This window comes from Polaribacter staleyi (assembly GCF_038024045.1).
Taxonomy (GTDB): Bacteria; Bacteroidota; Bacteroidia; order Flavobacteriales; family Flavobacteriaceae; genus Polaribacter; species Polaribacter butkevichii.
On sequence record NZ_CP150665.1, the window covers coordinates 1,036,007 to 1,062,418 of the forward strand.

Consider the following 26,412-nt stretch of genomic DNA (forward strand, 5'->3'; position numbering starts at 1 on the left):
TTTTTATTTAGTAATTTTCAATTACAGATTCTATAAACGGATAATAATACTCCGTTAAGATTAATCCTTTTTTATAACCAATCATTTTTCCTTTATGATTTACAAAAACAAGTGTAGGAAATGATCTTATTTTAAATTGCCTCTTTAAATCATTATTTATTTCTAATTTTTCAGGAGAAATTATATCTATATTTCTAGGACTATCTGCCTCATAAAGTATTAAGTCCTTTTCAGCAATTGCTTTAAATTTTTCTGTATGAAAAAGCTTTTTATCTAAAACTTTACAAGGACCACACCAATCTGATCCAGTAAAATAAATAAGTATTGGTTTATTTTCTTGTTTTGATTTTTTTAAAGCATTCTTAAAAGTAGATTCCCAATTTAAAGAAACAGAATCTAACACTTGTACATTTTGTTCTTGAGCTACATTATTAGTAATCGTAAAAAAACAAATAGCAAAAAGGAATATAACTTTTTTCATAAATAGTAGTTTTATCAAAAATATCAAAAATAATACCAAAAAAAAAACACTAGAGAAAGTTTGACCTAAATAATAATAAAATTCTTCCTTTTTTTCTAAAAAAAGCAATCATTTATTCTGTAAAAATAAGTGCCAATATAGTTCTTAAAAAGTAAAAAGCCGTAATTATAAAATTACGACTTTCTTTTTTTATTCTTAGAATATAATAAATTCAATCCCCCAATTTCATTATTACATATTATCTTCAGAATAAGCACAAATATACAATAGTTTTAAATACAAAATATATAATAATACACACTAAACTACTACACATGTATATTTTTTACACAAAAACTACTATATTTACACAACAATAAAGAATAATTGCGTGTAAATGAATAAACTACCTATTTTAAAGAAAATACTTTTTCTTTTATTATTTTTTCAAATCACCCACTTTTTTTCACAAGATTTAATCATAAAAGATCAAGATTTTTGGTCTTATTATGACAAAGGATACTTAGAAAATGATTGGATAGAACTCTCGGATTTTTCTGATTGGAAAAGTGGCAAATCTCCTTTAGGTTATGGAGATGATAAAGTTTTCACAAAACTTGATTATGGTGGAGATAAAGAAAAGAAACACATTACAAAGTATTTTAAAAAAACCTTCAATTTTGACAACAATTATATAGCTTATGAATTTAAAATTCAAAGAGATGATGGTGCTGTAGTTTACGTAAATGGAAAAGAGATTTTTAGAGATAATATGCCCAATTCTACCATTAGCAGTAATACCTTTGCCTTAAGTACCATTAAAAGAGAAGATGAACATTTATTTAAACAACATTTCTTTGACAATACCATTTTTAAAACCGGAGAAAATATTATTAGCGTGTCTATTCATCAAGCTTATCGAAACTCTAGTGATTGTATTTTTAGTTTAGAGTTAATAGGTCACAATAATCCTGATATTTTATCTTTTGTTTTAGAAAATAAAGATAAAAAAAACCAAGAATTAGAAAGTAGGATAAAAGATTTAAATTCTAAATTTGAGTATGAGAAAATACTACTACAAAAACAAGGCTTAGAAAGTACCAACTACAATCTAAAAGTAATGGTTTCCTTAATTAGCCTCTTATTTATTATGGCATTAATTGGCTATTATTTTATTCTAGAAAATGTTAAAAAAAATAACCTAGAAAAAAATAAAGAAATGGCACTTATTGAAGCTAAAAACACAAAAAAAGATAAAGAGATGATTACTTTATCTACAAACTTATTATATCATAAACAATATTTTAAAGAAATAAAAGCCGATTTAAAAGGAATTAAAACAGATGATAAATCTGCAACTAGGGCCATTATTAATCAAATAGACTATGTTTTAGAAGGAGATGAAGATTGGACTATCTTAAAGGAACATTTTAATGCAGTTTATGATAACTTTTACGATACTTTAATTGCAAAACACCCTACAATTACTGAAACAGAACTTAGACACTGTATGTTTATAAAATTACACTTGCATACTAAGGAAATTGCAAAAATATTATTAATTGATCCAAGATCTGTACAAACAGCAAGGTACCGAATTAAAAAGAAAATGAATTTGAGTGAAGAGGAAGACTTAAGAGATTACCTTTTAAACTTAGTTGAATAATTAACTAAATCCAACGTTTTTTTTCGTTGGATTTTTTTTGTTTCAGTCTCTATAAATTTATCTACAAAATAAATTTCTTTAGGAATTTCGAATTTACTAATTGTCTTTAATTCTGCTATTTCTAATTTTAAAGACTTACTTATATCACAAGAACCAACTTGCTCTATAATCAAAACAAGCTTCTCCCCTAGTTGCTCGTCTGGTATCCCTGTTACAAAAAAGCGGTTACGAATAATTTTAGCTAATTTTTCTTCAATTTCTTCTGGATGTAACTTTACACCTCCAGAATTTATCACATTATCTACACGCCCTAACCATTCAAATTGATGATCAGAAATTAAACGAACCCTATCATTTGCAAAAATAACTTCATTAGATACTTTGGGAGCATGAATTACCAAACAACCTCTTGAGTCTATATAAATTTCTACATCTGGTAAGGTTTTATAGTATTCTTTATAAATTGGTTGCTTAATCACACTTCCTGAAAATAACGAACTATTATTCAACTTTCTAACCGCAATATGTGTTATGGTTTCTGTCATACCATAAGTAGCAAAAATAGCACAGGTAGTATCCTTAATTTTATCTTGTAAATTAACAGAAACAACTCCTCCACCTACTATTAAAGTTTTAATTTGATGTAGTTCCTTTATTGAATTTTCTAGCTGTAACGGTACCATTGCAGAAAAATCGTAGTGTTTTTTTATCCCACGAAGTGGAAAAGAAGTTGCATTAACAATATCTAGATGCCAACCTAAAGTTAAAGCCCTTATCAACATCATTTTACCCGCAATGTATTCTGTTGGCAAGCACAATAATGCCGTTGTATTTTCTTTGATATCAAAAAAATCACCGGTAGCTAAGGCAGAATTTATCATCTGTCTTTTCTCTAGTTTAATCTCTTTTGGAATACCTGTAGAGCCTGATGTTTTTACAACAACACAAGCTTGATCTGAGAACCAAATTGTTAAAAATTGATGAATTTCATCAGAAAAACTACTAGTATAACCTAGAATTTCATCTACCGAAGAAAATGAAGTACCATTTAATCGAAAATCTTTATGAAACTTATCTAGTATCAATCTTCTAAAATTCTATAGTTTTCTTTTAAAACAACGGGTTCGTAAATCTTTCCAGTTAATTTTTCTTTCCAGTTTTTCCATCCGTATTTTTTAGAAAAAACAAATAAAATTAAAGGATATAAAACCAATACAGGGAAAAACATTTCCCATCCTACAGATGGCTCTGAAGTGTCTACATACAAAGCATCTGTTTGAAAAACAGTCCAATCTGTAGTTACAAAAAAAGCAGCTACTATATTATTAATAGCATGCAAACCAAGCGACAACTCGGTACCTTCATCCATTAAAGTAGTTATCCCATAAAAGAAACCTGTACCAATATAAAAAACCATAGAGATGTACCCTAGTTTTTCTACTTCTGGGTTTGCACCATGCAGCAAACCAAAGCATACCGAGGTAAAAATTAATGGAAACCATCTGTTTTTAGTCAAAATACCTAAAGCCTGTATAAAATAACCTCTAAAAAGCAATTCTTCAAACGAAGTTTGAAAAGGTAAAAAAAGAAAAGAAACTGCTAATAAAGTAAAGAAAGGAACAGGTTTAAAATTCCACACATAATTTTCTGGAGAAATAAAAACCCCCATCATAATTACCACAGAAGAGATAACTCCCCAAAGAATAAAACCAAACCAAAAACGTTTCCAATCAATTTTTTTTCTACTTGTAACCAAAGAAGTTACGGTTCTTTTATGAATGTATTTTACACCAATAATAAGGCTTACTAAACCAAAAAAGAACATTAGAATCATAAAAAAGAGAAAAAGATTTTTATCAATACCTAAGCTCATAAAATTATCTTGTGCTGCTTTTGTAAACTCTGCCATGTTTGCAGAATGCATAATAGCCAATGCCATTAAAGGCAATACGCCTATAACTTGCCAACCTACAAATACTAAAATAATTGTTAGTACCCAATGAAACCACTCATTGTTTCCTTTATATGCTTGTTGTATATAATTCATTTTTATAAATTAAAATTCCAGTTTTTTGCTGGATTGTATTGTAAAGTTCCGTTTTTTACGGTTAACGGACTTGTGAAATTATTTGTAAATAAACCACCAGTTCCTAAACCTTGTGGCAAACTACATTGTAAAGTATATGTAAATTGTGCAATTGCATTCAACCCAATATTACTTTCTAAGGCAGAAGTAATCCACCAATCTGCATTTAACTCTTCTGCAAACTTAATCCACTCTAAACTCCCTGCAAAACCACCAATTAAACTTGGTTTTAAGATAATATACTGAGGCTGAATTATTTTTAATAGTTCCTTTTTAGCTTCAGTATTTACAACGCCAATCAACTCCTCGTCTAAAGCAATTGGTAATGGTGTTTTTGCACATAAAGTTGCCATTTCTTCTACCTGCCCTTGCTTTATAGGTTGTTCTATAGAATGAATTTCTAATGCTGATAATCTTTCTAATTTTTCTAAAGCATCCGTTGGATTAAAAGCACCATTTGCATCTACCCTTAATTCTATTTCATTAGAAGAAAACTCTTTTCTAATGGATGTCAATAATTCTATTTCAGCATCAAAATTAATGGCACCAATTTTCATTTTGATACAAGAAAAACCGGTTTCTAATTTCTCTTTGATTTGCTTTTTCATAAACTCTTTTTCGCCCATCCAAATAAGTCCGTTTATAGCAATAGCGTTATTTCCTTTTGTAAATTCTGATGGAAATAAATGAAACGAATCCTGACTTTTAAGTGATAAAAAAGCTTGCTCTAAACCAAATTGTATGGATGGAAACTGACGAAGTTCATTTAATAAAAAAATTAAACCTTTATTGATATTATTACAAGCCCAAATTAATTTCTCTTCATAATTGGCTACATCATCAAAGCTTAAACCTCTAAACAAGCCCGTTTCTCCCACACCTGTTTTGCCATTTTCTTCTAAAATGATAAACCACGTTTCTTTTGTTCTTAAAATTCCACGTGATGTTCCACTTGGATTTTTAAAATTAAGGATGTATTTTTTATAGGTAGCTTTTATCAAAAGTATAGCTTATTTATTTTCTACAAATTCTTTAAAATTATTCAAGTATGATTGGTCTTGCTCTATAAAAGTTCCTTTAAAATAAGGAAAAACACAAGCCATAAGGTATGTTTCACTTTGGCAACTAGCGTTTAAAGTAATGGTTGTAACTCCATCATTTTCAGTAAAAGTATAATCATCTTTTTTTAGCATCCCTTCTGCATCAAAAAACAAAGTTACTTTTTCATTTGGTACATACGCCATCACTTTTTCTGTCATGGTAATTTCTTGACCTTGGTTAAGTACAACAACTTTATACACACTACCCGTTTTACCTGGATTGTCATTTAAAACTTCGAAAGACTGAACTTCTGGAATCCAGTTTTTTAAATCTTCTGATTTATTAAAAGCTTCAAAAACGTTTGAAACAGGCTTATTTACAGTTACCTGAACCTTATAAACTGTTTCTTTTACGATTAAACCCGTAAGAAGAAAAGCCACTACAATTGCAGAAATAATCCCTAAAATTATTTTAATTATTTTCATGCTATATATTTATATTTTTTCCGATTTCTAAAATTACTAATTCTTTTCCTTTTGATGCAAATTTAGCTATAGCATCATTGGTATCTATTTCTATTGGAGGAAAAGTATTAAAATGGCAACCTATTACTTTATTACACTCCACAAAATTACTTGCAATAATGGCATCTTCTACTCCCATTGTAAATGTATCACCAATTGGAAAAATAACAGCATCCAATGTCGTAAACATTGGTATTAATTTCATATCCATAGTTACCGCAGTATCTCCAGCAACATATAAATTTTTATCTTTAGATGATATCACAAAACCACCTGGTACACCACCATAAGTGCCATCTTCAAAAGAAGAAGTATGAATTGCATTTACATATTTAGCCGTAAAATTATCTTTTTTGACCACTCCACCATGATTTAAAGCAATTACTTCTAATCCTTTTGCTGCAAAATACATGGCAATTTCATAATTAGATACAATAACCGCATTTGTTCTTTCGGCAATAACTTGCGCATCTAAAACATGATCTTGATGTGCATGTGTTAACAAAATAAAATCTGCTTTTAAGCTAGATACATCTATATGTGCTGCTAATGAATTACCCGTTATAAAAGGGTCTATTAAAAGATATACTCCATTAATTTCTATAGAAAAACAAGAATGTCCTAAAAATTGAATCTTCATACTAAAACTATATTTAAATTATAAAAATTGTCCGATTCCAAAAAGAATGGCAAATAAAAATGTACTTAACGCTACTTTCTTTAATTCACCATCTAAATCTGCAGGTATTTTATTTTGTGTAACTGTGATTACATTTTTAGTTAATGGAACAAATGCAACTAAAAAAAGAAGCTGATATATTGTTCTAAAATCTAAAAAAACATATGTTAAAGCTGAAATTAACCCTCCGAAAATTAAAAAATAATGATATTTTTTTGCTTTTTGACTCCCTAGTTTAACCACTAAGGTATTTTTATTATTCTTTTTATCTTCTTCTTTATCTCTTAAGTTATTTAGATTAAGTACAGCTGTACTTAGTAAACCAACAGAAATTGCAGGTAAAACAACCTCTAAATTGAGGTTTTTTGTATACAAGAAATAACTTCCTAATACACTTAACAAACCAAAAAACAAAAATACAAAAACATCACCAAAACCGCTATAACCATATGCAGAATTACCAACGGTATATTTTATTGCTGCTGCTATTGATGCAATTCCTAATCCAAAAAATAAAATTGAAAATCCAAAATTTTCTTTCCCGAAAGAAACATAAATTAACAATAAAGCTATTATTAAAGTGATGATAGTAGTAATTATCATCGCAAATTTCATTTGATTTGGAGTAATTGCGCCAGATGAAACCATACGTGCTTCTCCTGTTCTATTTTTATCAGAACCTTTTATTCCGTCTCCATAATCGTTGGCAAAATTAGATAACACTTGAAAACCAATTGTTGTTAAAATTGCCAACCAAAAAATTGATGATTCTAAGATTGAAGTTTGATTATTTAAGCTCTTTACACCTAAAAAACTTCCAACAATAATACCAGAAACAGATAAAGGTAAAGTTCTTAAACGTGCTGCTTTAATATAATTTTTAATCATCTTTAGGATACAAATTCTGATTTATATAAAATGAGATTCCCGCATAAGCGGGAACAACAAATATATTTTTAAGCCTTTTTATGTTATAATTTATTTGCTTCTGCAATTAATTCTGCAATATCTTTAACTTCTACTTCTGCTTCTTTTTCCTTAAACTTTATTCCATCTGTCATCATGGTATTACAATACGGACAACCAGTAGCAATAATATTTGGTTTGGTTTCTAAAGCATCTTCAGTTCTTAAAACATTAATTTCTTTATCACCTTTTTCTGCATCCTTAAATATTTGTGCACCTCCAGCTCCACAACATAAAGCCGTAGATTTGTTGCGTTTCATTTCTGTTAAATTAACTCCTAATCTTTTTATTAATTCTCTAGGTGATTCATAAACCTCATTAGCTCTTCCTAAATAACAAGGATCATGAAATGTAACTCTTTTACCTTTTAAAGTAGTATCATCTATTTTTAAACGTCCTTCTGCAATTAAATTTTGAATGAATTGTGTATGATGAAAAACTTCGTATTTACCACCCAACCCCGGATATTCATTTTTTAAAGTATTAAAGGAATGCGGATCGCAGGTAACTATTTTTTTAACCTCGTAACCATTTAAAACTTCAATATTCATCATGGCTTGCATTTGAAACAAGAACTCATTTCCTGCTCTTTTTGCAGCATCTCCTGTAGATGATTCCTCAGTTCCTAAAACAGCAAAATCTACATTGGCTTGATGCAATATTTTTACAAATGCTCTCGATATTTTTTTGGCTCTATCATCATAACTTCCTGCTGCTCCAACCCAAAATAATACTTCTGGTTGCTTGCCTTTCGCCATCATGTCTGCCATTGTAGGTACGTTCATACTCTGTAGTTTTTAGTTGTTAGTTTTTAGTTTTACACTTAAAACTAAAAATTAATTTTACTCTTCATTAGCCCAATTCAACCTATCTTGTTGATTGTATTGCCAAGGAGCACCGTTGTTTTCGATATTAGTCATCATCATATTTAACTCTTGTGGTGCTGCACTTTCTTCCATCACCAAATATCTTCTCATATCCATAATAATAGATAATGGATCTATATTTACAGGACATTCTTCTACACAAGCATTACAACTTGTACATGCCCAAAGTTCTTCTGGAGAAATATAATCGTTTAGTAATTGTTTACCATCATCAACAAAAGTTCCTTTATTAGCATCGATATTTCTACCAACTTCTTCTAAACGATCACGCGTATCCATCATGATTTTTCTTGGTGATAATTCTTTTCCTGTTAAATTTGCAGGACAAGATGATGTACATCTACCACACTCTGTACATGTATAGGCATTCATTAACTGAACCCAGTTTAAATCTGTAACATCCGAAGCACCGAATTTTTCTGGAATTGCTTCTTCTTCTCCTTCTGGTGGTGCTGCATAAGGATCTGCATCTGGATCCATCATTAGCTTTACCTCATTAGTAACCGATTCTAAATTTGTAAATTGTCCTTTAGGATTTAAATTTGCATAATACGTATTTGGAAACGCTAATAAAATATGTAAATGTTTAGAATAATATAAATAGTTTAAGAAAACTAGGATTCCTAAAATATGAATCCACCAAGCACTTCTTTCAATCGTATGAATAGTTTCTAAAGAAAAACCATCAAACAAAGGAGTTATAAATTGACTGATAGGGTTACCAATTGCTGCTTGCTGAAAATGAAAATCTGTTGCATTCATTACCAAAAACAGGGTCATTAAAACCATTTCAAAATAAAGAATATTATTACCATCCTTTTTAGGCCAACCTTTCATCTCTTTACTCAAAAAACGTTTTATGTTAGAGATGTTTCTACGTAACCAAAAAACAACAACAGCTATAAAAACTAAGGCTGCTAATATTTCGAAAAAACCAATTAAAAATCCATAAAAACCATCACCTAAAAAACCTCTAAAAACTCTATGAGTGCCAAAAAGTCCATCAATAATAATTTCTAAAACTTCTATATTAATAATGATAAAACCAACATAAACAATAATATGAAGCACCCCAGAAAGTGGTCTTTTTACCATTTTAGATTGCCCTAACGCAATCTTTATCATATTTTTTAAACGTTCTGGTTTATTATCTGTTCTGTTAACATCTTTACCTAATTTAATGTTTCTAGATAATTTGCGAATATTCATCACAAAAAAACCGACTCCTAGAACAAGAGCCAAGGCAAAAAGTATGTTTGGTAAATATTGCATATCAGGTAAATTATATATAAAATTATTTATTAGCTTCTTTCTCTACTTCACCATCTTTATGAGGTGTATAGGGTTTTGCTTTCTTTCCAAATAATGAAAAATGAACAAATCTTTTTGGGTTTAACTTCATTTCTCTTAATAAGTTTTCCAACTCTTTAGACATCGATGTTAAATTGTTATACATAGCATCGTCTGTAACTAATTTACCAATTGTTCCCTTACCAGAGTGTATTCCTTCTAACATTAAATTTACAGAATTTAAGGTAACTTCTGCTTTATTTAATATTCCGCCAATATTTGCATTTGCCAAAGTATCAGAAACTTTTGCAAAATTAGCTGTAATTACTTTTGTGTTTTTAACACTTTCTGTTAAATCTGTAGATGTAGATGCAATCATACCATTTACAGAAAACATCATTTTTTTTACTTCTGCTAAAGTATGTTCAAGACTTTTAACTGAATTTTTTAAACTGTTTTGAGTGTTTAAATCTAAAACATTGTTAACGTTTTTAAACAAAGTGTCTGCACTAATAATTACATGCTCTAATTTTGCCTGAAGCGGATCTAAACGCTCACCTATAGAAGTAAATAAACTAGACTCAATTTGCCCCTTAAGGTAATCTCCCGATACGGCATCTTCTCCTTCATAATTAGGTATAATTGCTAAATTAGAACCTCCTAAAGGACTTGGAGAATATATTTTTACAATACTCTTTTTAGAGAATTTAAAATCTTTTTCTATAGCAAAACGAACTACTAATTGCCCTTTTTTATCTTCTGCTTTGTTAAACCCAATATCTATAACTTTACCTACTTTTAGTCCGTTAATTGTTACTAGGCTAGACTCTGTTAACCCACCAATATTGGTATATTCTACTTTAAAATAACGCGTATTTGTATCAAACAAGTTTTGCCCTTTTAAAAAATTATAGCCCCATATAAATATGGCTATAATGACAATTGCTACAATTCCTGTTTTTAATTCTTTAGACATCCATAAAAATTTAACAACAATATTACTAATAATTTTTGGTAGAAACCACCAAAACTACTGCATTTTAATAGCTTCTTGAACAGATATTTTTTCTCCATTCATAAATGCCACAATAAAAGCAGATCTATATCCTTTAGATTTAGCAACCTTTAACGATTGCTTTACATTTTTATAATTAGAAGTATTTCCAAAATAATATTTATAAAAATTCCCAATAGAAACTCTCTCAACATCTTTTAAGCCTTTAAAATTGTATGATTTAGTTGCTATTTTATTTTTTCCAGAAGCAATTTGCACTTTATACTCTACATTTCCTACTATCTCTTTACCTTCTACTACATTATTAATAACTGTATTTAACTTTAAATTACTAATATAATTTAACACAGCATCTGAAATAGCATTCCCCATTTGCTCTTGCCCTTTTTTAGAATTTAAGAACCTACCTTCTGTTTTATTCGTTAAAAAACCTAGTTCTACCAAAACACTTGGCATAATGGTTTCTCTTAAAACCTGAAAATTATCTTGCTTTACCTTACGATCGTGCCTTTTTAATTTAAAGACAAAATTATTCTGTATTAGGCTAGCCATGGCCAAACTTCTATCTAAATTTTCTTCTTGCAATAAAGATAACCCAATAACAGATTCTGCCGAATTAGAATCAAATCCCACATATTTATCTTTGTAATTATCCTCTAAAAAAATGGCTGCATTTTCTCTTTTTGCAATTTCTAAGTTTTTTTTATTACCTCTTAATCCCAGAACAAAGGTTCCTGCTCCGTAGGCATTTGATGTATGAGAATCGCAATGTATCGATATAAATAAGTCTGCTTTTGCATGATTAGCGACGTCTCCCCTTTTCCACAAATCAATAAAAACATCTTTATTACGGGTGTAAATTACTTTTATATCTTTCTTTTTAGATAAGTTTTTACCAATATTTAAAGCAACTTTTAATGCTATATTCTTTTCTTTATAACCATTTCCTAAATTACCAGGATCTTTTCCTCCATGGCCTGCATCAATAACTATGACGTATTTTTTCTGAGCAAACACCGTTGATGAATTCATCAAAAAGGAGAATGCAAAGAAAAAAAATAAAAGATTTCTTACTTTGATATTAATTTTGTTGTTTTGTTTAAAATGCATCAATAAAATTTAACTAATTTTGGCTTCTTAAATTTGGTGTTCCAAATATTGAGCCATACTTTTACCTTTATACAAAAATAGCATTTAAAGCATTGCAAACAAACCTATCATACATTCTTTTATTTTGCTCTATATTTTTTATAGAAATAGGCTTCTCACAAGACCTTAAATCTAAGAACACAACGGCACTTTCTGTAGCTAAGAAAGACTCTATCTTTAAAAGCTCAAAAGACTCTTTAGCCTTAAAAAAAGCGGATACAATTGCATTAGATTCTTTAAAACCTAAAGAAACTATAGAAGATCTTATTGTACACGTAGCTAAAGACTACACCATACAAGACGCAAAGAACAAAAAGGTTACACTTTATAACGAAGCGAATATTACGTATACAGACATCGATTTAAAAGCAGGAATAATAATAGTAGATTATAAAAAGAACACCGTTTTTGCTAAAGGAATTATAGATAGTACAGGGTACACACAGCGCCCCGTTTTTAAACAAGGTAGCCAAGAATCTGAACAAGATTCTATTATCTATAATTTAAAAAGTAAAAGAGCATTAATTTACGGTTTAAAAACCAAACAAGGAGAAATGTTTACCTATGGTGAAAAAACCAAACGTGTAAACGACTCTACTATTTACATTAGAAACATCCGTTTTACAACATCAGAAAAAAAAGTACCCGATTATTATATTGCTACAGACAAAGCAAAACTTGTTCCTGGAAAAAAGATTATTGTTGGTACAAGTAATTTAGTTTTGGCAGACATACCTACACCTATCTTTTTACCATTTGCCTATTTTCCGATAACGGAAACAAGTGTATCTGGTTTTTTAATTCCGGCTTTTGATACAGGTAGTAGTGATAGAGGTATCGGTTTTCAAAACGGTGGTTATTACTTTGCTATAAGTGATTATATGGATTTAACTGTTTTAGGTGATGCTTACTCTAATGGAAGTTGGGGAACCAGAATAAGCTCTAACTACAGAAAAAGATATCGTTTTAGTGGTTCTTTTAGTTTCAATTTTGAAAATAATATTAACGGAATTAGAGGTTTTGATGATTATAGCAAAGCCAATAATTTTAATATCAGGTGGTCTCATAATCAAGACGCAAAAGCAAGTCCTAATTCTAGATTTACAGCTTCTGTAAACTTAGGGAGTAGTAAGTTTTTTAGAGAATCTCAAAATCAATATAATGTTTCTCAGACACAAACAAATACATTTAATTCATCTATAAACTATAGTAAAACATTTGTTGGTACACCTTTTAATATGAACCTTACGGCGAGTCATCAGCAAAACACCAATACAGAAAAAATCACCATGACTTTACCATCGTTAACGGTAAACATGAACAGGGTATATCCGTTTGCAGGAAAAGGTGGTGTGCAAAAAACGCCCATTCAAAAAATGGGTTTTAATTACACCATGCAAGGTCAGTATTTAATTAACACCAATGATGATGAGTTTTTTACTGCTAAAATGTTTGAAACAGCAAGATCTGGTGTACAACATAAAACAGGAACCAGCACAAACATAAAAGCATTTAAATACTTTACTTTATCACCAAGTGCTAATTATGAAGAAACGTGGCAATTTGATTATATTCAAAAAAAATACGACATTACAGATAATGTTGTAGTAACCGATACTCTTAGAGGTTTTAAAAGTTATAGAGAATACAATGCTGGTATTAGTTTATCTACAAATATTTATGGTACCTTCAATTTTAAGAAAGGACGTTTAAAAACAATTAGACATACTTTTAGGCCTTCTATTTCTTATTCATACAGACCCGATTTTAAAGATAAATACATTCAGCAAGTACAACAAAGTGCAGATGCTACCGATTTATTAGACTACACCGTTTATGATCAAGGTATCTACGGAGCTCCATCATCAGGACTAAGTAATTCTATAGGAATTTCGTTAAACAACGTAATTGAAGCCAAAGTAGCACCTAAAGACCCAGATAGTGATGAAGAGGATGAAAAAATTACCATTTTAAATAATTTAAACTTTAGTAGTTCTTATAATATTGCTGCGGATAGTTTACGATGGTCTCCTGTTAGTTTTTCTGCAGGAACAAGATTGTTTAAAGATAAATTATCTGTTAATTTAAGTGGTTCTATGGATCCTTATAAAGTAAACAGTAAAGGAATAAGAATTAATGAATACAATGCAAACATACTGCGCTTAACCAATGCAAGTTTAACCGCAAATTATTCTATTTCTAGTGCCGATTTTGATAAGGACTCTAAAGACAAACAAAATAACAACGCAAACAATCCTCCTGATGTTATTGGAGCAGATATAAACCCAACGGATCGATTTGGAGAACAAAAAGGCATTAATACTGAAGAGAAAGATAAAAACAAAGAAGCAAAACTATATAGAGCAGACATACCTTGGTCTATAAATTTGGCATATTCTACAAGTTATACCAATAATGGTATAGATGGTGGAAATATAGGTATACACAGTATTATGTTTAGCGGTAATCTAGAGTTATCTCCTAAATGGAAAATGGGGTATTCTTCTGGATACGATGTTAAAGGAGGTGCATTTACGTTTTCTAGATTTAATTTTACAAGAGATTTAGATAGCTGGCAATTTAATTTTAACTGGGTTCCTTTTGGTACAAATTCTTCTTACACCTTCTTTATAGGGGTAAAATCTTCTGTATTATCAGATTTAAAATGGGATAAAAACAAACCAGCAGATAGAAGGTTATTCTAGTTAGCAGTTAGCAGTTAGCAGTTAGCAGTTAGCAGTTAGCAAAAATGAAAACTTTGAAACTTTGAAACTTTAAAAAAATGAAAAAAATAATAACAACTACAAAAGCACCAGCTCCAATAGGCCCATATAACCAAGCGGTATTAAGCGGAAACACTTTATATACTTCTGGCCAAATAGCTATTAACCCTAATACAGGAGAACTTGTTTTAGACTCTATTAAAGAAGAAACAACACAAGTTATGGAAAATTTAAAAGAAGTTTTAGCTGCTGCTGATATGACTTTTGAAAACGTAATTAAAACATCTATATTTATTTCTGATATGAATAATTTTGGAGAAATAAACGAGGTTTACGGAAACTATTTTAATGAAGAAACGGCTCCAGCAAGAGAAACGGTGGAAGTAGCTAACTTACCTAAATTTGTAAATGTAGAAATTAGCGCTATTGCTGTAAAATAATATTCAGTATTCAGTATTCAGTATTCAGTATTCAGTATTCAGTATTCAGTATTCAGTATTCAGTATTCAAAACTAAAAAAACCTGATAGAAATTAATCTATCAGGTTTTTTATTGAATTTATTTTTGAGTTCTTATAAAGAAGCTGCATATTCAATTAAATCAACTATTTTAGTTGAGTATCCTATTTCGTTATCATACCAAGAAACAACTTTTACAAAGTTATCATTTAATGCGATACCTGCTTTTGCATCAAAGATAGAAGTACGAGTATCTCCAACAAAGTCTTGAGAAACTACCATATCTTCAGTGTATCCTAAAACACCTTTCATAGCTCCACTTTCAGAAGCAGCTTTCATTGCAGCACAAATTTCTGCATAAGTAGCTGGTTTTTCTAATTTAACTGTTAAATCAACAACAGAAACATCCATAGTTGGAATTCTGAAAGCCATACCAGTTAATTTTCCATCTAAAGCAGGAATTACTTTTCCAACAGCTTTTGCAGCTCCTGTAGAAGAAGGTATTACGTTACCAATTGCAGAACGTCCACCTCTCCAGTCTTTCATAGAAGGACCATCAACAGTTTTTTGAGTTGCAGTTGCAGCGTGTACAGTTGTCATTAATCCTTCTGAAATACCCCAGTTATCGTTTAATACTTTAGCGATAGGAGATAAACAGTTAGTAGTACAAGATGCGTTAGAAAAAATCTTTTGATCTGCTTTTAACTCAGTATTATTTACACCCATTACAAACATTGGTGTATGATCTTTAGAAGGTGCAGATAAAACTACTTTTTTAGCTCCTGCTTCTAAGTGTTTTCCTGCAGTTTCTTCTGTTAAGAAAAATCCTGTAGATTCAATTACATATTCTGCTTCAACTTCATCCCACTTTAAGTTAGCTGGATCTCTTTCTGCTGTAATTCTAATTTCGTTACCGTTTACAATTAATTTACCGTCTTTTACATCAACAGTTCCATCAAATTTACCATGAACTGAATCGTATTTTAACATGTAAGCTAAATAATCTACATCTAATAAATCATTAATTGCTACTACTTGTACGTCTTTTCTATTTACTGTAGATCTGAATGCTAATCTTCCAATTCTTCCAAACCCGTTAATTCCTATTTTAATCATTTTACTAATTTTTAATTAATTATTTTATGTTGTTATAATATCAGAAATTCTAAGTAACTCATAGTTTATTGAATGACCACCTGAAATTGCTTCTTTAATATCTGTACTTATTACTTTATTATCTTTTAAACCTACCATTAGATTGGTTTGACCGTCTAATAATAACTCTACTGCTTTTACACCTAATCTACTTGCTAAAACTCTATCAAAGCATGAAGGAGAACCTCCTCTTTGCATATGCCCTAAGATACTAACTCTAACATCATACTGAGGTAAATTTTCTTCTACATAAGAAGCTAATTCATACACGTTTCTACCAGATTTATCACCTTCTGCCACTACAACAATACTAGATGACTTACCTGCTCTTCTACTTTTTTCTAAAGATTCTAGTAATCTATCTAATCCTAAATCTTCTTCAGGTATTAAGATTTCTTCTGCTCCTGCTCCTACACCTGCATTTAAAGCAATAAAACCTGCATCACGCCCCATTACCTCTACAAAGAAAAGTCTGTTGTGTGAAGATGCTGTATCTCTAATCTTATCAATTGCTTCTACTGCTGTATTTAAAGCGGTATCATATCCTAATGTATGAGAAGTTCCAAAAATATCATTATCAATAGTTCCTGGAATACCAATTACAGGAAAACCAAATTCTTCGTTAAACAATACTGCCCCAGTAAAAGAACCGTCTCCACCAATTACCACCATAGCATCTACCTCACGTTCCATTAAGTTCTCGTAAGCTTTTTGCCTGCCTTCTTTGGTTCTAAATCCTTTAGATCTTGCCGATTTTAAGATAGTACCTCCTTTGTTAATAATATTATGAACGCTTCTTGCATTTAAATCTACTAGATCGTCTTCAATTAAACCTTCATACCCTCTATAAATACCTACACAACCTAAACTATAGTAAGCACAAGACCTAACTACGGCTCTAATTGCGGCGTTCATCCCTGGAGCGTCTCCTCCAGAAGTCATAACTGCTATTTTTGTAATTTTTTTCATATATTCTGATGTAAATTTACTGCTTTATAACCATTTAAAATAATAAAACTACGAAATCGTTTTAGGCTAATTCTCGCTATTATAAGTGAAAAGTAGCTGTTTTTTTTAAATCAATTTTAATAGTTTTCATTATTATTTTGTTAATTTTTTGAAACGCAAAATTAACCTTGGAAGCAAGAAAATTAAATGATAAAAATCACCTTTACTAATAAATAGATATTTTTTTAATTTCCTTCAAAATTAATTAAATTTTCTCTTAATTTCTTTACGGAATCTTTTTTAACAGGTGCTTTAGGTTTTCTTATTTTACCCTTTTTACCTCTTATTTTATTTAATAAGCCAGAAAGGGTGTTAAAGTTAACTTGGTAAGAAAGCCCCACTCCTTGCGTGTAGCCATCTTCTTCTGTAGAATATTGTATTTCGTTTTGTCTGTTAAAAATAACTCCTCTAAAATTACCTTCTTTATTTAACAATACCTCTACTTTAACTTCTCCTACAACACTAGATTGAGTTTGTGTACCAACAGGCACACCTACCTTACCATTAATAATTACTTTATCGCCTAATTGTGTACTTACAGAAACATCTACCTGATTGTCTATATTAAGCCTATCTACATCACTCCCACTATACCCTTGTTGATAATCTACCCCTAATTGAAATTTACCATCAGGATTATTTAATAAACTAGAAAAAGCTGTAGAAACAGCACTAGAAGCTGTATTAGAAAAAGTTTCACTCGCACTAAAGTCTGCTTTATCTGGGTTTGCAAAATTACCTAAAGCAAGTAATGATATAAATTGAGTTGTTTTTTCGTTTACATTATTATCATTTAAAATAAACTCTAACTCACTTGCAATTGTTGGGTCTACGTTGGTTAATTGAATATCTAAATCTTGCTTAGAACTAAACAAACCCCCTGTTATTCTGGTTACCAAGTCTACTTCAATTTTTCTATTAGAATTAAAATTCTGTAATAAAACACCTGGGTTTGCTTTTGCTTTGTAAATTGCAGTAACATCTAAATTAGCTTCATAAGGGTTTCCGTTCCAAGAAACGGTGCCTCCTTTTTGTATTAAAAATGGTTTATTTACAATACCTCCATATTTAAAATCGTAAACTCCACTGTCAATCGTATAATCGCCAAACATATTAAATTTACCACGGGTATTTATTTCTATTCGAAGGTTTCCTTTACCTGAACCGGTTAACTGACTCCCGTTTATCTCATCGATAACAACCTGTGCTGTTGCGTCTTTTGTTACATCTAAGTCTATATTTAAAGACAGTCCTTTAATGGCTTCTAAAGCAACTTCTTTTTGATTCTTTTTAACTTCTGAATCTTTAGATTTAAAATGAATTAAACTATAACTATCTACGGTTTCTACATCTTTTAAAGGAACTACAAAACTAGTTCCCGCCATTGTTTTAGCATTAATATCTATAGTTAGTTGGTCTGTTAAACCTGTAATATTAGCAACACCATCTATAAAAGCGGTACCATAGTACAATGCTTCATCTGTATTTTCGGTATCTAAGACCAATAAATTATTACTCTCTATTTCAATATTTAAAAACCATTTCTTAAAATTTAAATGGGTTATATCTCCAATAAGCCGCCCTCTACTTTTGTGTTTGGTATCTATTAATGAAACTCCTTCAAAGATAAAAGATTGTTCTTGCAAACTAATAATAGATTCTCCTTCAAAATCATAATCTACATTTAAATACGGAAACTTTAAACCTGCATCTTTAAGGGTAAGTGTCCCTTCCATTTCTGGATTTCCTAAAAAACCTCTTAAAGAAAAATCGCCACTTGCAACTCCTCTTATAGAGGATAAAACGTCTTGCCCTAATGGACTAAAAGCATCAAGACCAAATTCTTCTAAATATACCTCTAAATCTATCAAAGGTCTTTTTTCTGAAAAATCTAAAGAACCTGTTGCAGCAATACTTTTTACTTTTTCATTATTTATAGACAAATCAACATTATACTTTTCGTAAGAATTATCTCCTTTTACATTTAAAGATAAATCTCCTTGTTTAAAGTTATTTACTTGAAAATCTTTAATAGAAAGCAATGCTTCCGGACTATATACGCCTTTGTTTTGTACAAAATCTAAGTGCCCAGAAAGTTTTCCTTTTAAAGACAAACTATCTATTTTAGGTAAAAAACTTTGCAGTTTTACTTTTGTAAAATCAGCTAAAAGTATTTTTTCTGAATCTCCTTTTAAAGTTCCTGAAAATTCTATTTTTTGTTCGCCTGAGGTTAATTTAAACTGACTAAAATTAAAATCATTTTCTTTTATATTAAACGTAACTTTGTTTTTATTTAACTCATTAGGATTAATTTCCCACGTGTTTTCTTTAAATATAAATGACGATTTTTCAAAACCAACTACAGATTTCCCTTCGGGATTAAAGGTATAAAAGAAATCAAGGTTAAAATCTTCATTTTTCTTTACTCCTCCTTTAAATACCGATTTAAAATACAAAGTATCATTCTGGTTTAAACTTAAGAGGTTTAACTTAGAAACATCATAATATTTTGTATGTACTTCAGAGGCTGTTAAATGCGAATTATAAAGCGGGTTTTGATTATCTGTCCTTAACAAAAGATCTTTTACTTCATTACCATAAGCTTCAATTTTTGGAGATGAAACAGTTAATCTCAATTGATTTTTATCTGCCTTTATTTTTCCTTTGATTTTTGTATTATCATCTATAGAAATATCAGGAAAAAATACAGTTACAATTTGATTGTATATGGTAAAATTAAAATCTAAAAATTGGTTAGGAGCTACCTTATAAGGTGTATAATTTGTATAAATACTACCCAAAGCATTTTGCGACACAGGTAACAGTTCTGAAAAAGAAAACTTACCAGAAAGATACCCTTTTGCAATATCTTTAGAAGATACTTCTATGGTTTTAATACTATCTTTTAAAGATGATGTTACATTAAATTCTTTAAAATTATACTCTTCTGATTGGTTGGTGTATAAAACATTTTTAAACGTAGCTTTACCAGTTATATCATCAAACGTATTACCTTCTACATCTAATGCTATATCTCCTTTTAAAACAGCAATACTATCTCTGGTAAAAAGGTTTGTTTCTTTTAAATTTAAATATTCAATATTAGATTTAAAATCGAACTTATTTACCTCTGTAGATAAATCTGCCAACCCATTAAATTTCATTTTAAAATTAACATCATCAATATTTAAATCTCCATCAAATTTATTGTTTTGGTATTGCCCATTTGCCTCAATATTTTTATAGGTATAGTTTTTAAAATTGAGTTCAGAAACTGTACCTATAAAAGAAGTATTAATATTTTCTAGCTTAAATCCACTTCCTTCTACATCTCCTTTTAAAGAAGCTTCTCCAAACAAAGGATCGTTAAACAATTCGCCAACATTAAACTTATTTAATGCAATTTTACCGCTATAAGCAGCGTAATCAATATCATCTATATTAGAGATCTGTAAATCAGAAACTACAGCACCTATTTCCGAATTTAAATCTAGGTTCGCTTTTATTTCCTTTGGGGTAACATCAACTGTTCCTTTTATTGTAAACTCACCAAATTTTATAAATTCCGAAGGCAACGTTTTTCCTAAAACATTTGGCAAAACACTTTTTAAATCTTTATAAGTAGCTGTTAAATCCCTTAAATTACCTCTAAACACAAACCCTTTTTCAAAGTTAACAGCATTTACAAAATCTAAATCACCAATTACTTTAATTCCTTTTCTAGAAGTTAACCAAAGTTTATTTAAAGAAAAATTATTTAATTTACCTTTTAAATTTCCAGAAAAGTATATATCATCATTACCACTTAACTCATTGTAATATTTTTTTAAGTCTTGCACAGAAACTTTACTTTTAACAAAGGAGGCTGTTATATTTACTTTATTATTAAAATCTATTAAATCTTCTCTTTTGTAAGTAAAATCTATATTTGCCTTAATTTCTGATTCTCTTGTTTGTAGCGTTGTATTTACAAAATGCATTGCTGTTTTAGAATACGAAAAATCGGTAGTAAGGTTTGTAATATCTAATCCTCTGTTATCTTTTAAATAGAGGCCTCTAATTTTTGATGAAAAATCAGGTCCGTAAACTAACATATCTTGCAAATTTCCACCTACGTTTGATGCAGAAAATAAAATAGGACTTTTACGATTATCATCAATCAATTTATAGTTTAAATCACTAACATAAACATTAGAAGATTTTAATATAAACTTTGGCGCCAAAGAGTCTTTAGGAGAACCATCATCAAAGCCATCTATAAAAACAGACATACTATCATCTTTTTCTCCTTTATATGTTTTCATATAAACATACCCTCCATCTAAAGAAATACTACCTAAATTAACTTGACTTTCTAAAACTTTTTTTGCATTTAAAATAGAAGTACTTAATTTTTTTACAAAGATTAAAGTATCTTGGTGATGATCTCTAATTTCTACTCCTTTTAACTGTACATTTCCTAAAAAAGATAGATCTATTTTTTCTATAGAAATATTAGTATTAAAATCTTCATTTAATTTTTTAGTAGCGTAATTTCCTAATTTTGTTTGAATAGCTGGTATAGAAAGTAAAATAATAACAAATAGCAAAAAGAGTACAAAGTACTTAAGCCATTTTAGTAATATTTTTCCAACTTTTTTGATAATGATTTTTATTTAAAATGAATGTAACAAAGATGATATAAACGAATCAAAAACACTGCCAATTATTACAAAGAACGTGCAATTTTAACAAAGAATTAAATTTCTATTCTTAAAAAAGGACGACAACCTAAAATTATCCTTAATTTTGCTTTAAATTAACCTTTTTAATGAAAAAACCTGTTTATATTTTAGGTATTGAATCTTCTTGTGACGATACGAGTGCTTCTGTAATTTGTAACAACAAAGTGCAAAGTAATGTTGTTGCCAACCAAGTAATACATTCTAAATATGGCGGAGTTGTGCCAGAATTAGCTTCTAGAGCGCATCAACAAAACATTGTGCCAGTAGTACAACAAGCCATAGAACAAGCAGGTATTACTAAAGAAAATTTGTCTGCAATTGCATTTACTAGAGGTCCTGGTTTAATGGGGTCTTTGTTAGTAGGCACTTCTTTTGCAAAGTCTCTTGCTTTAGGTTTACAAATTCCTTTAATTGATGTAAACCATATGCAAGCACACATATTATCGCACTTTATTGAAGATGATGGCAAAAAAATGCCTCCTTTTCCTTTTATATGCTTAACAATTAGTGGCGGACATACGCAAATTGTTAAGGTTACCAATCATTTTGAAATGGAAGTTTTAGGTGAAACCATAGATGATGCGGTTGGTGAAGCTTTTGATAAATCTGCAAAAATTTTAGGCTTAAAATATCCTGGAGGCCCGTTAATAGACAAACACGCAAAATTAGGAAACCCAAAAGCTTTTCAATTTACAAAACCTAAAGTAGGCGATTTAGATTTTAGTTTTAGTGGATTAAAAACCGGAATTTTATACTTTATTCAGAAACAAGTAAGAATAAATCCTAATTTTATTAAAGAAAACCTCAATGACATTTGTGCCTCTATACAATATACTATTGTAGAAATTTTAATGGATAAATTAAAAAATGCGGTTAAACAAACAGGTATTAAACACATAGCTATTGCTGGTGGGGTTTCTGCAAATTCAGAAATTAGAGCTCGTTTACAATTAGCAGAAAAACATTTTGGATGGACTACCTACATCCCTAAATTTGAATACACAACAGATAATGCAGCAATGATTGCTATAACAGGGTATTTAAAATACTTAAACAACGATTATTCTGATGTTTCCGTAACCGCAAAGGCTCGTTTAAAAGTATCAGAAAACGCATAATTAACTCATAGAATTCACTCCTTGAAAACATTTAAAAACAGGCTTTTATTCAATATTTACTATTTTCTTTTATGGATTGGATACTTTGCATTTGCGCGTTTCTTTTTCCTGCTTTTTTATTTTGATAACACCAAGGATTTAGGATTTTTAACGACATTAAATACTTTTGTTTACGGTTTACGATTAGATAGCTCTTTTGCTGCTTATTTATGTTTTATTCCGTTTTTAGCAATCTTTTTTTCTGTTTTTATCAACCCTAAAAAAATAGGAGTTATTATAAAATGGTACTCGGCAACTCTTATTATTATTTTAAGTTTATTATTAATTATTGATGCCAGTTTATACCAATCTTGGGGCACTCGTCTAGACACTTCTTTCTTAAAGTATTTAAATACTCCTGAAATTATGATTGCTTCTGCATCTACATTTCAAAAAATTACAGGCACTTTTTTTTGGGTAATTATTTCTTTTCTTTTTATTAAAATTTTTAATAAAGTAATTACTAATAAAATAAATAACGTTCAACAAGGTTTCTGGCTACAATCTGTTATTTTTTTATTGATAACTGCCGCCCTAATTATACCTGTTAGAGGTGGTTTACAAACCATACCTGTTAACCAAAGTAACGTTTATTTTTCTAAAAAAATGTTTGCCAACCATGCAGCCATTAATTATGGATGGAATTTTTTTAACGCACTCACTCATAAGTCTATTACTAAAAATGTATATAAATATTTTGATGAAGAAGTTGCAAAAAACATCATCAATAAAAGACAAAACAAACTGTTAACAGCAAATACAGATAGTATTTTAAACACTACTAACCCCAATGTTATTTTAATTGTTTGGGAAAGCTTAACCGCAAAAGTTGTTGGCTGTTTAGGTGGCGAGCCTAACGTAACAGAAAACCTCAACAAACTTTCTAAAGAAGGAATTCTATTCACAAATTTTTACGCAAATGGAGATAGAACAGATAAAGGAATTCCTGCTATTTTAAGCGGTTATTACCCACAACCGACTCAGAGCATTATGAAAATGCCAAATAAAACAAGAAGCTTACCCATGTTACCTAAAAAAATGATTGATTTAGGTTACAAAACTTCCTTTTATTACGGTGGAGATTTAAACTTTGGTAACATGAATACCTATTTACGAAATGCAGGAATTACCAATTTTGTGGATGGAAATGATTTTGACAAAAAAGACTGGAACTCTAAATGGGGCGCTCATGATCATGTTTTTATGAATCGTTTTGCTAAAGATTTAGAAAACAAACAGAGCCAACCTTTTTTTAAAATTGCCTTAACACTTACCAGTCATGAGCCTTACGAGTTCCCTGACACCTATAAATTTGGCAAAGATACAGAAGAAAATAAATTTAGAAGTGCACATGCTTACACTGATAAAACCATTGGTAATTTTATAAAATTTGCAAAACAACAACCTTGGTACAAAAACACTTTAATTATTATTGTTGCAGATCATGGGCATCGTACTCCTAAACATGAAGGAGCTTTTAATTCGCCTAAAAAATTTAAAATACCAATGCTATGGCTAGGTGGAGCTTTACACCAAAAAGGAATTGAAATTGATAATATTGCCAGTCAAATAGACATTTCTTACACATTACTAGATTTATTAAAAGGAGATAATTCTGATTTTAAATTCAGTAAAAACATCTTTAATACCTCTAACAAACAATACGCGCATTATATATTTAACAAAGGGTTTGGTACATTAACCAAAAACGGTCTTTATTTATTTGATTATGTGAGTAAAAAACCAATTTTAGAAGAAGGTACAGCCGCTACCGCATTAGATTCCTTAGGAAAAGCAATTTCGCAAGATGCTTTTCAAGATTTTATGGACCGTAAATAGTTTTTATATTTATAAAAAAGAGAGACTTAACTATTGAATTGATTACTTAAAACCTCCTCTACAACTACTACAAAACAGTTTTAACCTTATCTACAAAACCAGCAATTGTATACGGTTTAGAAATTACACCAGAAAAACCTAAAGCCAAATACCTTTCTAAATCCTCATTAGACGTATTGGCTGTTAAAGCCATAAAAGGTGTCTCTAAGTTCATTTTTACAGAGGGTAACTTCCTCATCAACTCCTCACCTGTCATATTAGGCATATTAATATCTAATAAAACAACATCAAAGGTTTCCTTTTCTATTTTAGCTAGCGCTTCTAAACCATCATTTACAAGGGTTAAATTAGATTTTTCTTTTCCTAAAATATGCGCAACTATAGTTTGATTCATAATATCATCATCAGCTACTAAAATATTTTTACCTTTTAGAGATTTATCTTTCTGCTGTAGAGTTTCTTCTATTTCTTTTGATATTTTAGTGGTTTTAGAAAAAGGAATTTCAACAAAAAAAGAAGTACCAACATTCAATTCACTTTTAACAGAAATTTTTCCATTCATGGCAACTATTAAACGGTTTACAATTGCCAAACCTAAACCAGCACCTCCATGAATTCTATTATCATCTAATTCATTCTGTTCGTATTCTTCAAATATTTTTAAGCATTGTGCTTCAGACATTCCTCTTCCAGAATCTGTAACTTCAAAAAGAAGGTTAACCACTTTTGCAGATTCAAATGCCACTTTTACACTTGTTATTACACGCCCAATACTCGTAAATTTTATAGCATTACTTATTAAGTTTACTAGTATTTGTTGTATTCTAACAGCATCTCCTAACACAAATTTAGGAAGCTTGCTAGAAGTAATAAAAATCAATTCTACCGCTGTATTTGTATGTAGTTGTTCAAAATCATTTTTACAATTCTGAATTATTTTTTGAATACAAACTTCTTCTGAAGCTAACCTTAATTTACCCGCTTCAATACGAGATAAATCTAAAATATCTTCAACAATAACTTTTAAGTTATTACCCGCAGACGATAAACTCTTAATATATGCCGCTACTTTTTGATTTAAGTTTTCTGAAGAAATCATTGCTGCATAACCAAGAATTGAGTTTAAAGGATTTCTAATTTCATGACTCATCATTGCTAAAAATCGAGATTTCTCTTCATTAGCTTTATCAGCAATTTTTCGCAATGCATCTAACTCTATGTTTTTTTCTGCAAGCTCTCTTTTTATAAAGAAAATATCATTTCTATTCTGATTTAATTCACTTACATATTTATATACATTTGTTCTATTATGTATTAAAATAGCTATTGAATCATCGGCCTTAAAAAGTTCTAAATCTATATTGTATTCTATTGTATCTGAGTTTAAAATCATCCCTTCTAAAAGAAAGGGTTCTTTTAAAGGCAAGGCTTCTAAAGTACCTTCTAAAAACGGACAAGCATCATAGATAGATTCTTGAATTACAAATTCTTTTCTTGTAAATTTTCCTGCAATAATGTTTGTAATAACTCCTGAATAATCAGTAGTTAATTGTAAAAAAACATCTTCTATTTTTGCAGGTATCAA

General features: G+C 29.8%; 20 protein-coding genes. 5 read left to right on the forward strand and 15 right to left on the reverse strand.

Annotated elements, in window-relative coordinates:
* Window positions 1-7: 7 nt before the first annotated feature.
* Window positions 8-481 (reverse strand): thioredoxin family protein, encoded by a 474-nt coding sequence (locus tag WHD07_RS04405; protein ID WP_343330220.1) that lies wholly within the window; start codon window positions 479-481, stop codon window positions 8-10.
* A 376-nt stretch (window positions 482-857) separates the two neighbouring features.
* Here WHD07_RS04405 and WHD07_RS04410 point away from each other — a divergent pair, with 376 nt between their 5' ends.
* Window positions 858-2,126 carry a hypothetical protein gene (locus WHD07_RS04410; RefSeq protein WP_343330221.1) on the forward strand — a complete coding sequence of 423 codons (1,269 nt, stop codon included), beginning with the start codon at window positions 858-860 and terminating at the stop codon, window positions 2,124-2,126.
* Here WHD07_RS04410 and WHD07_RS04415 read toward each other — a convergent pair.
* From WHD07_RS04415 to WHD07_RS04460, 10 genes are all read right to left on the reverse strand, one after another.
* Window positions 2,102-3,211, reverse strand: coding sequence for an AMP-binding protein (locus tag WHD07_RS04415; protein ID WP_343330222.1), 1,110 nt, complete (start codon window positions 3,209-3,211; stop codon window positions 2,102-2,104). The two genes, WHD07_RS04410 and WHD07_RS04415, sit on opposite strands and share 25 nt — an antisense overlap.
* Entirely contained in the window at window positions 3,208-4,173 is a 966-nt protein-coding gene (locus WHD07_RS04420; RefSeq protein WP_343330223.1) for a lysostaphin resistance A-like protein, read from the reverse strand. Before WHD07_RS04420 ends, WHD07_RS04415 begins: the two co-directional genes overlap by 4 nt.
* A 2-nt stretch (window positions 4,174-4,175) precedes the next feature.
* Window positions 4,176-5,213: an o-succinylbenzoate synthase gene (locus tag WHD07_RS04425; protein ID WP_343330224.1), complete on the reverse strand. Its 1,038-nt coding sequence runs from the start codon at window positions 5,211-5,213 to the stop codon at window positions 4,176-4,178.
* Window positions 5,214-5,222: 9 nt separating this feature from the next.
* Window positions 5,223-5,738: an SRPBCC family protein gene (locus WHD07_RS04430; RefSeq protein ID WP_343330225.1), complete on the reverse strand. Its 516-nt coding sequence runs from the start codon at window positions 5,736-5,738 to the stop codon at window positions 5,223-5,225.
* A gap of 1 nt (window position 5,739) precedes the next feature.
* Window positions 5,740-6,417 (reverse strand): metal-dependent hydrolase, encoded by a 678-nt coding sequence (locus WHD07_RS04435; RefSeq protein ID WP_343330226.1) that lies wholly within the window; start codon window positions 6,415-6,417, stop codon window positions 5,740-5,742.
* Between the two features lie 18 nt (window positions 6,418-6,435).
* Entirely contained in the window at window positions 6,436-7,344 is a 909-nt protein-coding gene (menA, locus tag WHD07_RS04440; protein WP_343330227.1) for a 1,4-dihydroxy-2-naphthoate octaprenyltransferase, read from the reverse strand.
* Between the two features lie 83 nt (window positions 7,345-7,427).
* Window positions 7,428-8,207, reverse strand: a complete 780-nt coding sequence (locus tag WHD07_RS04445) for a (Fe-S)-binding protein (RefSeq protein WP_343330228.1) — start codon at window positions 8,205-8,207, stop codon at window positions 7,428-7,430.
* A gap of 57 nt (window positions 8,208-8,264) precedes the next feature.
* Complete coding sequence (locus WHD07_RS04450) at window positions 8,265-9,581, reverse strand: (Fe-S)-binding protein (protein ID WP_343330229.1); 1,317 nt, start codon at window positions 9,579-9,581, stop codon at window positions 8,265-8,267.
* Window positions 9,582-9,603: 22 nt separating this feature from the next.
* Window positions 9,604-10,575: an MlaD family protein gene (locus WHD07_RS04455; protein ID WP_105049131.1), complete on the reverse strand. Its 972-nt coding sequence runs from the start codon at window positions 10,573-10,575 to the stop codon at window positions 9,604-9,606.
* Window positions 10,576-10,629: 54 nt separating this feature from the next.
* Window positions 10,630-11,724, reverse strand: a complete 1,095-nt coding sequence (locus tag WHD07_RS04460; RefSeq protein WP_422897649.1) for an N-acetylmuramoyl-L-alanine amidase family protein — start codon at window positions 11,722-11,724, stop codon at window positions 10,630-10,632.
* Window positions 11,725-11,816: 92 nt separating this feature from the next.
* Here WHD07_RS04460 and WHD07_RS04465 point away from each other — a divergent pair, with 92 nt between their 5' ends.
* Both WHD07_RS04465 and WHD07_RS04470 read left to right on the forward strand, forming a co-directional pair.
* The gene (locus tag WHD07_RS04465) at window positions 11,817-14,468 is read left to right on the forward strand and encodes a putative LPS assembly protein LptD (RefSeq protein WP_343330231.1); all 2,652 of its coding nucleotides are present in this window, start codon (window positions 11,817-11,819) and stop codon (window positions 14,466-14,468) included.
* Between the two features lie 77 nt (window positions 14,469-14,545).
* Window positions 14,546-14,926: a RidA family protein gene (locus tag WHD07_RS04470; protein ID WP_343330232.1), complete on the forward strand. Its 381-nt coding sequence runs from the start codon at window positions 14,546-14,548 to the stop codon at window positions 14,924-14,926.
* 132 nt (window positions 14,927-15,058) lie between these two features.
* On the opposite strand, the gene gap is transcribed toward WHD07_RS04470, so the two are convergent.
* From gap to WHD07_RS04485, 3 genes are all read right to left on the reverse strand, one after another.
* Window positions 15,059-16,060, reverse strand: a complete 1,002-nt coding sequence (gene gap, locus WHD07_RS04475; protein ID WP_105049134.1) for a type I glyceraldehyde-3-phosphate dehydrogenase — start codon at window positions 16,058-16,060, stop codon at window positions 15,059-15,061.
* A gap of 24 nt (window positions 16,061-16,084) precedes the next feature.
* The gene (gene pfkA / locus WHD07_RS04480) at window positions 16,085-17,068 is read right to left on the reverse strand and encodes a 6-phosphofructokinase (RefSeq protein ID WP_105049135.1); all 984 of its coding nucleotides are present in this window, start codon (window positions 17,066-17,068) and stop codon (window positions 16,085-16,087) included.
* Window positions 17,069-17,292: 224 nt separating this feature from the next.
* Window positions 17,293-21,696, reverse strand: coding sequence for a translocation/assembly module TamB domain-containing protein (locus WHD07_RS04485; RefSeq protein ID WP_343330233.1), 4,404 nt, complete (start codon window positions 21,694-21,696; stop codon window positions 17,293-17,295).
* Between the two features lie 221 nt (window positions 21,697-21,917).
* Between WHD07_RS04485 and tsaD the strand changes: the two genes are divergently transcribed.
* Both tsaD and WHD07_RS04495 read left to right on the forward strand, forming a co-directional pair.
* Window positions 21,918-22,949: a tRNA (adenosine(37)-N6)-threonylcarbamoyltransferase complex transferase subunit TsaD gene (tsaD, locus tag WHD07_RS04490; protein ID WP_343330234.1), complete on the forward strand. Its 1,032-nt coding sequence runs from the start codon at window positions 21,918-21,920 to the stop codon at window positions 22,947-22,949.
* A 21-nt stretch (window positions 22,950-22,970) separates the two neighbouring features.
* Window positions 22,971-24,827, forward strand: a complete 1,857-nt coding sequence (locus WHD07_RS04495) for an LTA synthase family protein (RefSeq protein WP_343330235.1) — start codon at window positions 22,971-22,973, stop codon at window positions 24,825-24,827.
* Between the two features lie 67 nt (window positions 24,828-24,894).
* On the opposite strand, the gene WHD07_RS04500 is transcribed toward WHD07_RS04495, so the two are convergent.
* Window positions 24,895-26,412 (reverse strand): ATP-binding response regulator, encoded by a 1,518-nt coding sequence (locus WHD07_RS04500; RefSeq protein WP_343330236.1) that lies wholly within the window; start codon window positions 26,410-26,412, stop codon window positions 24,895-24,897.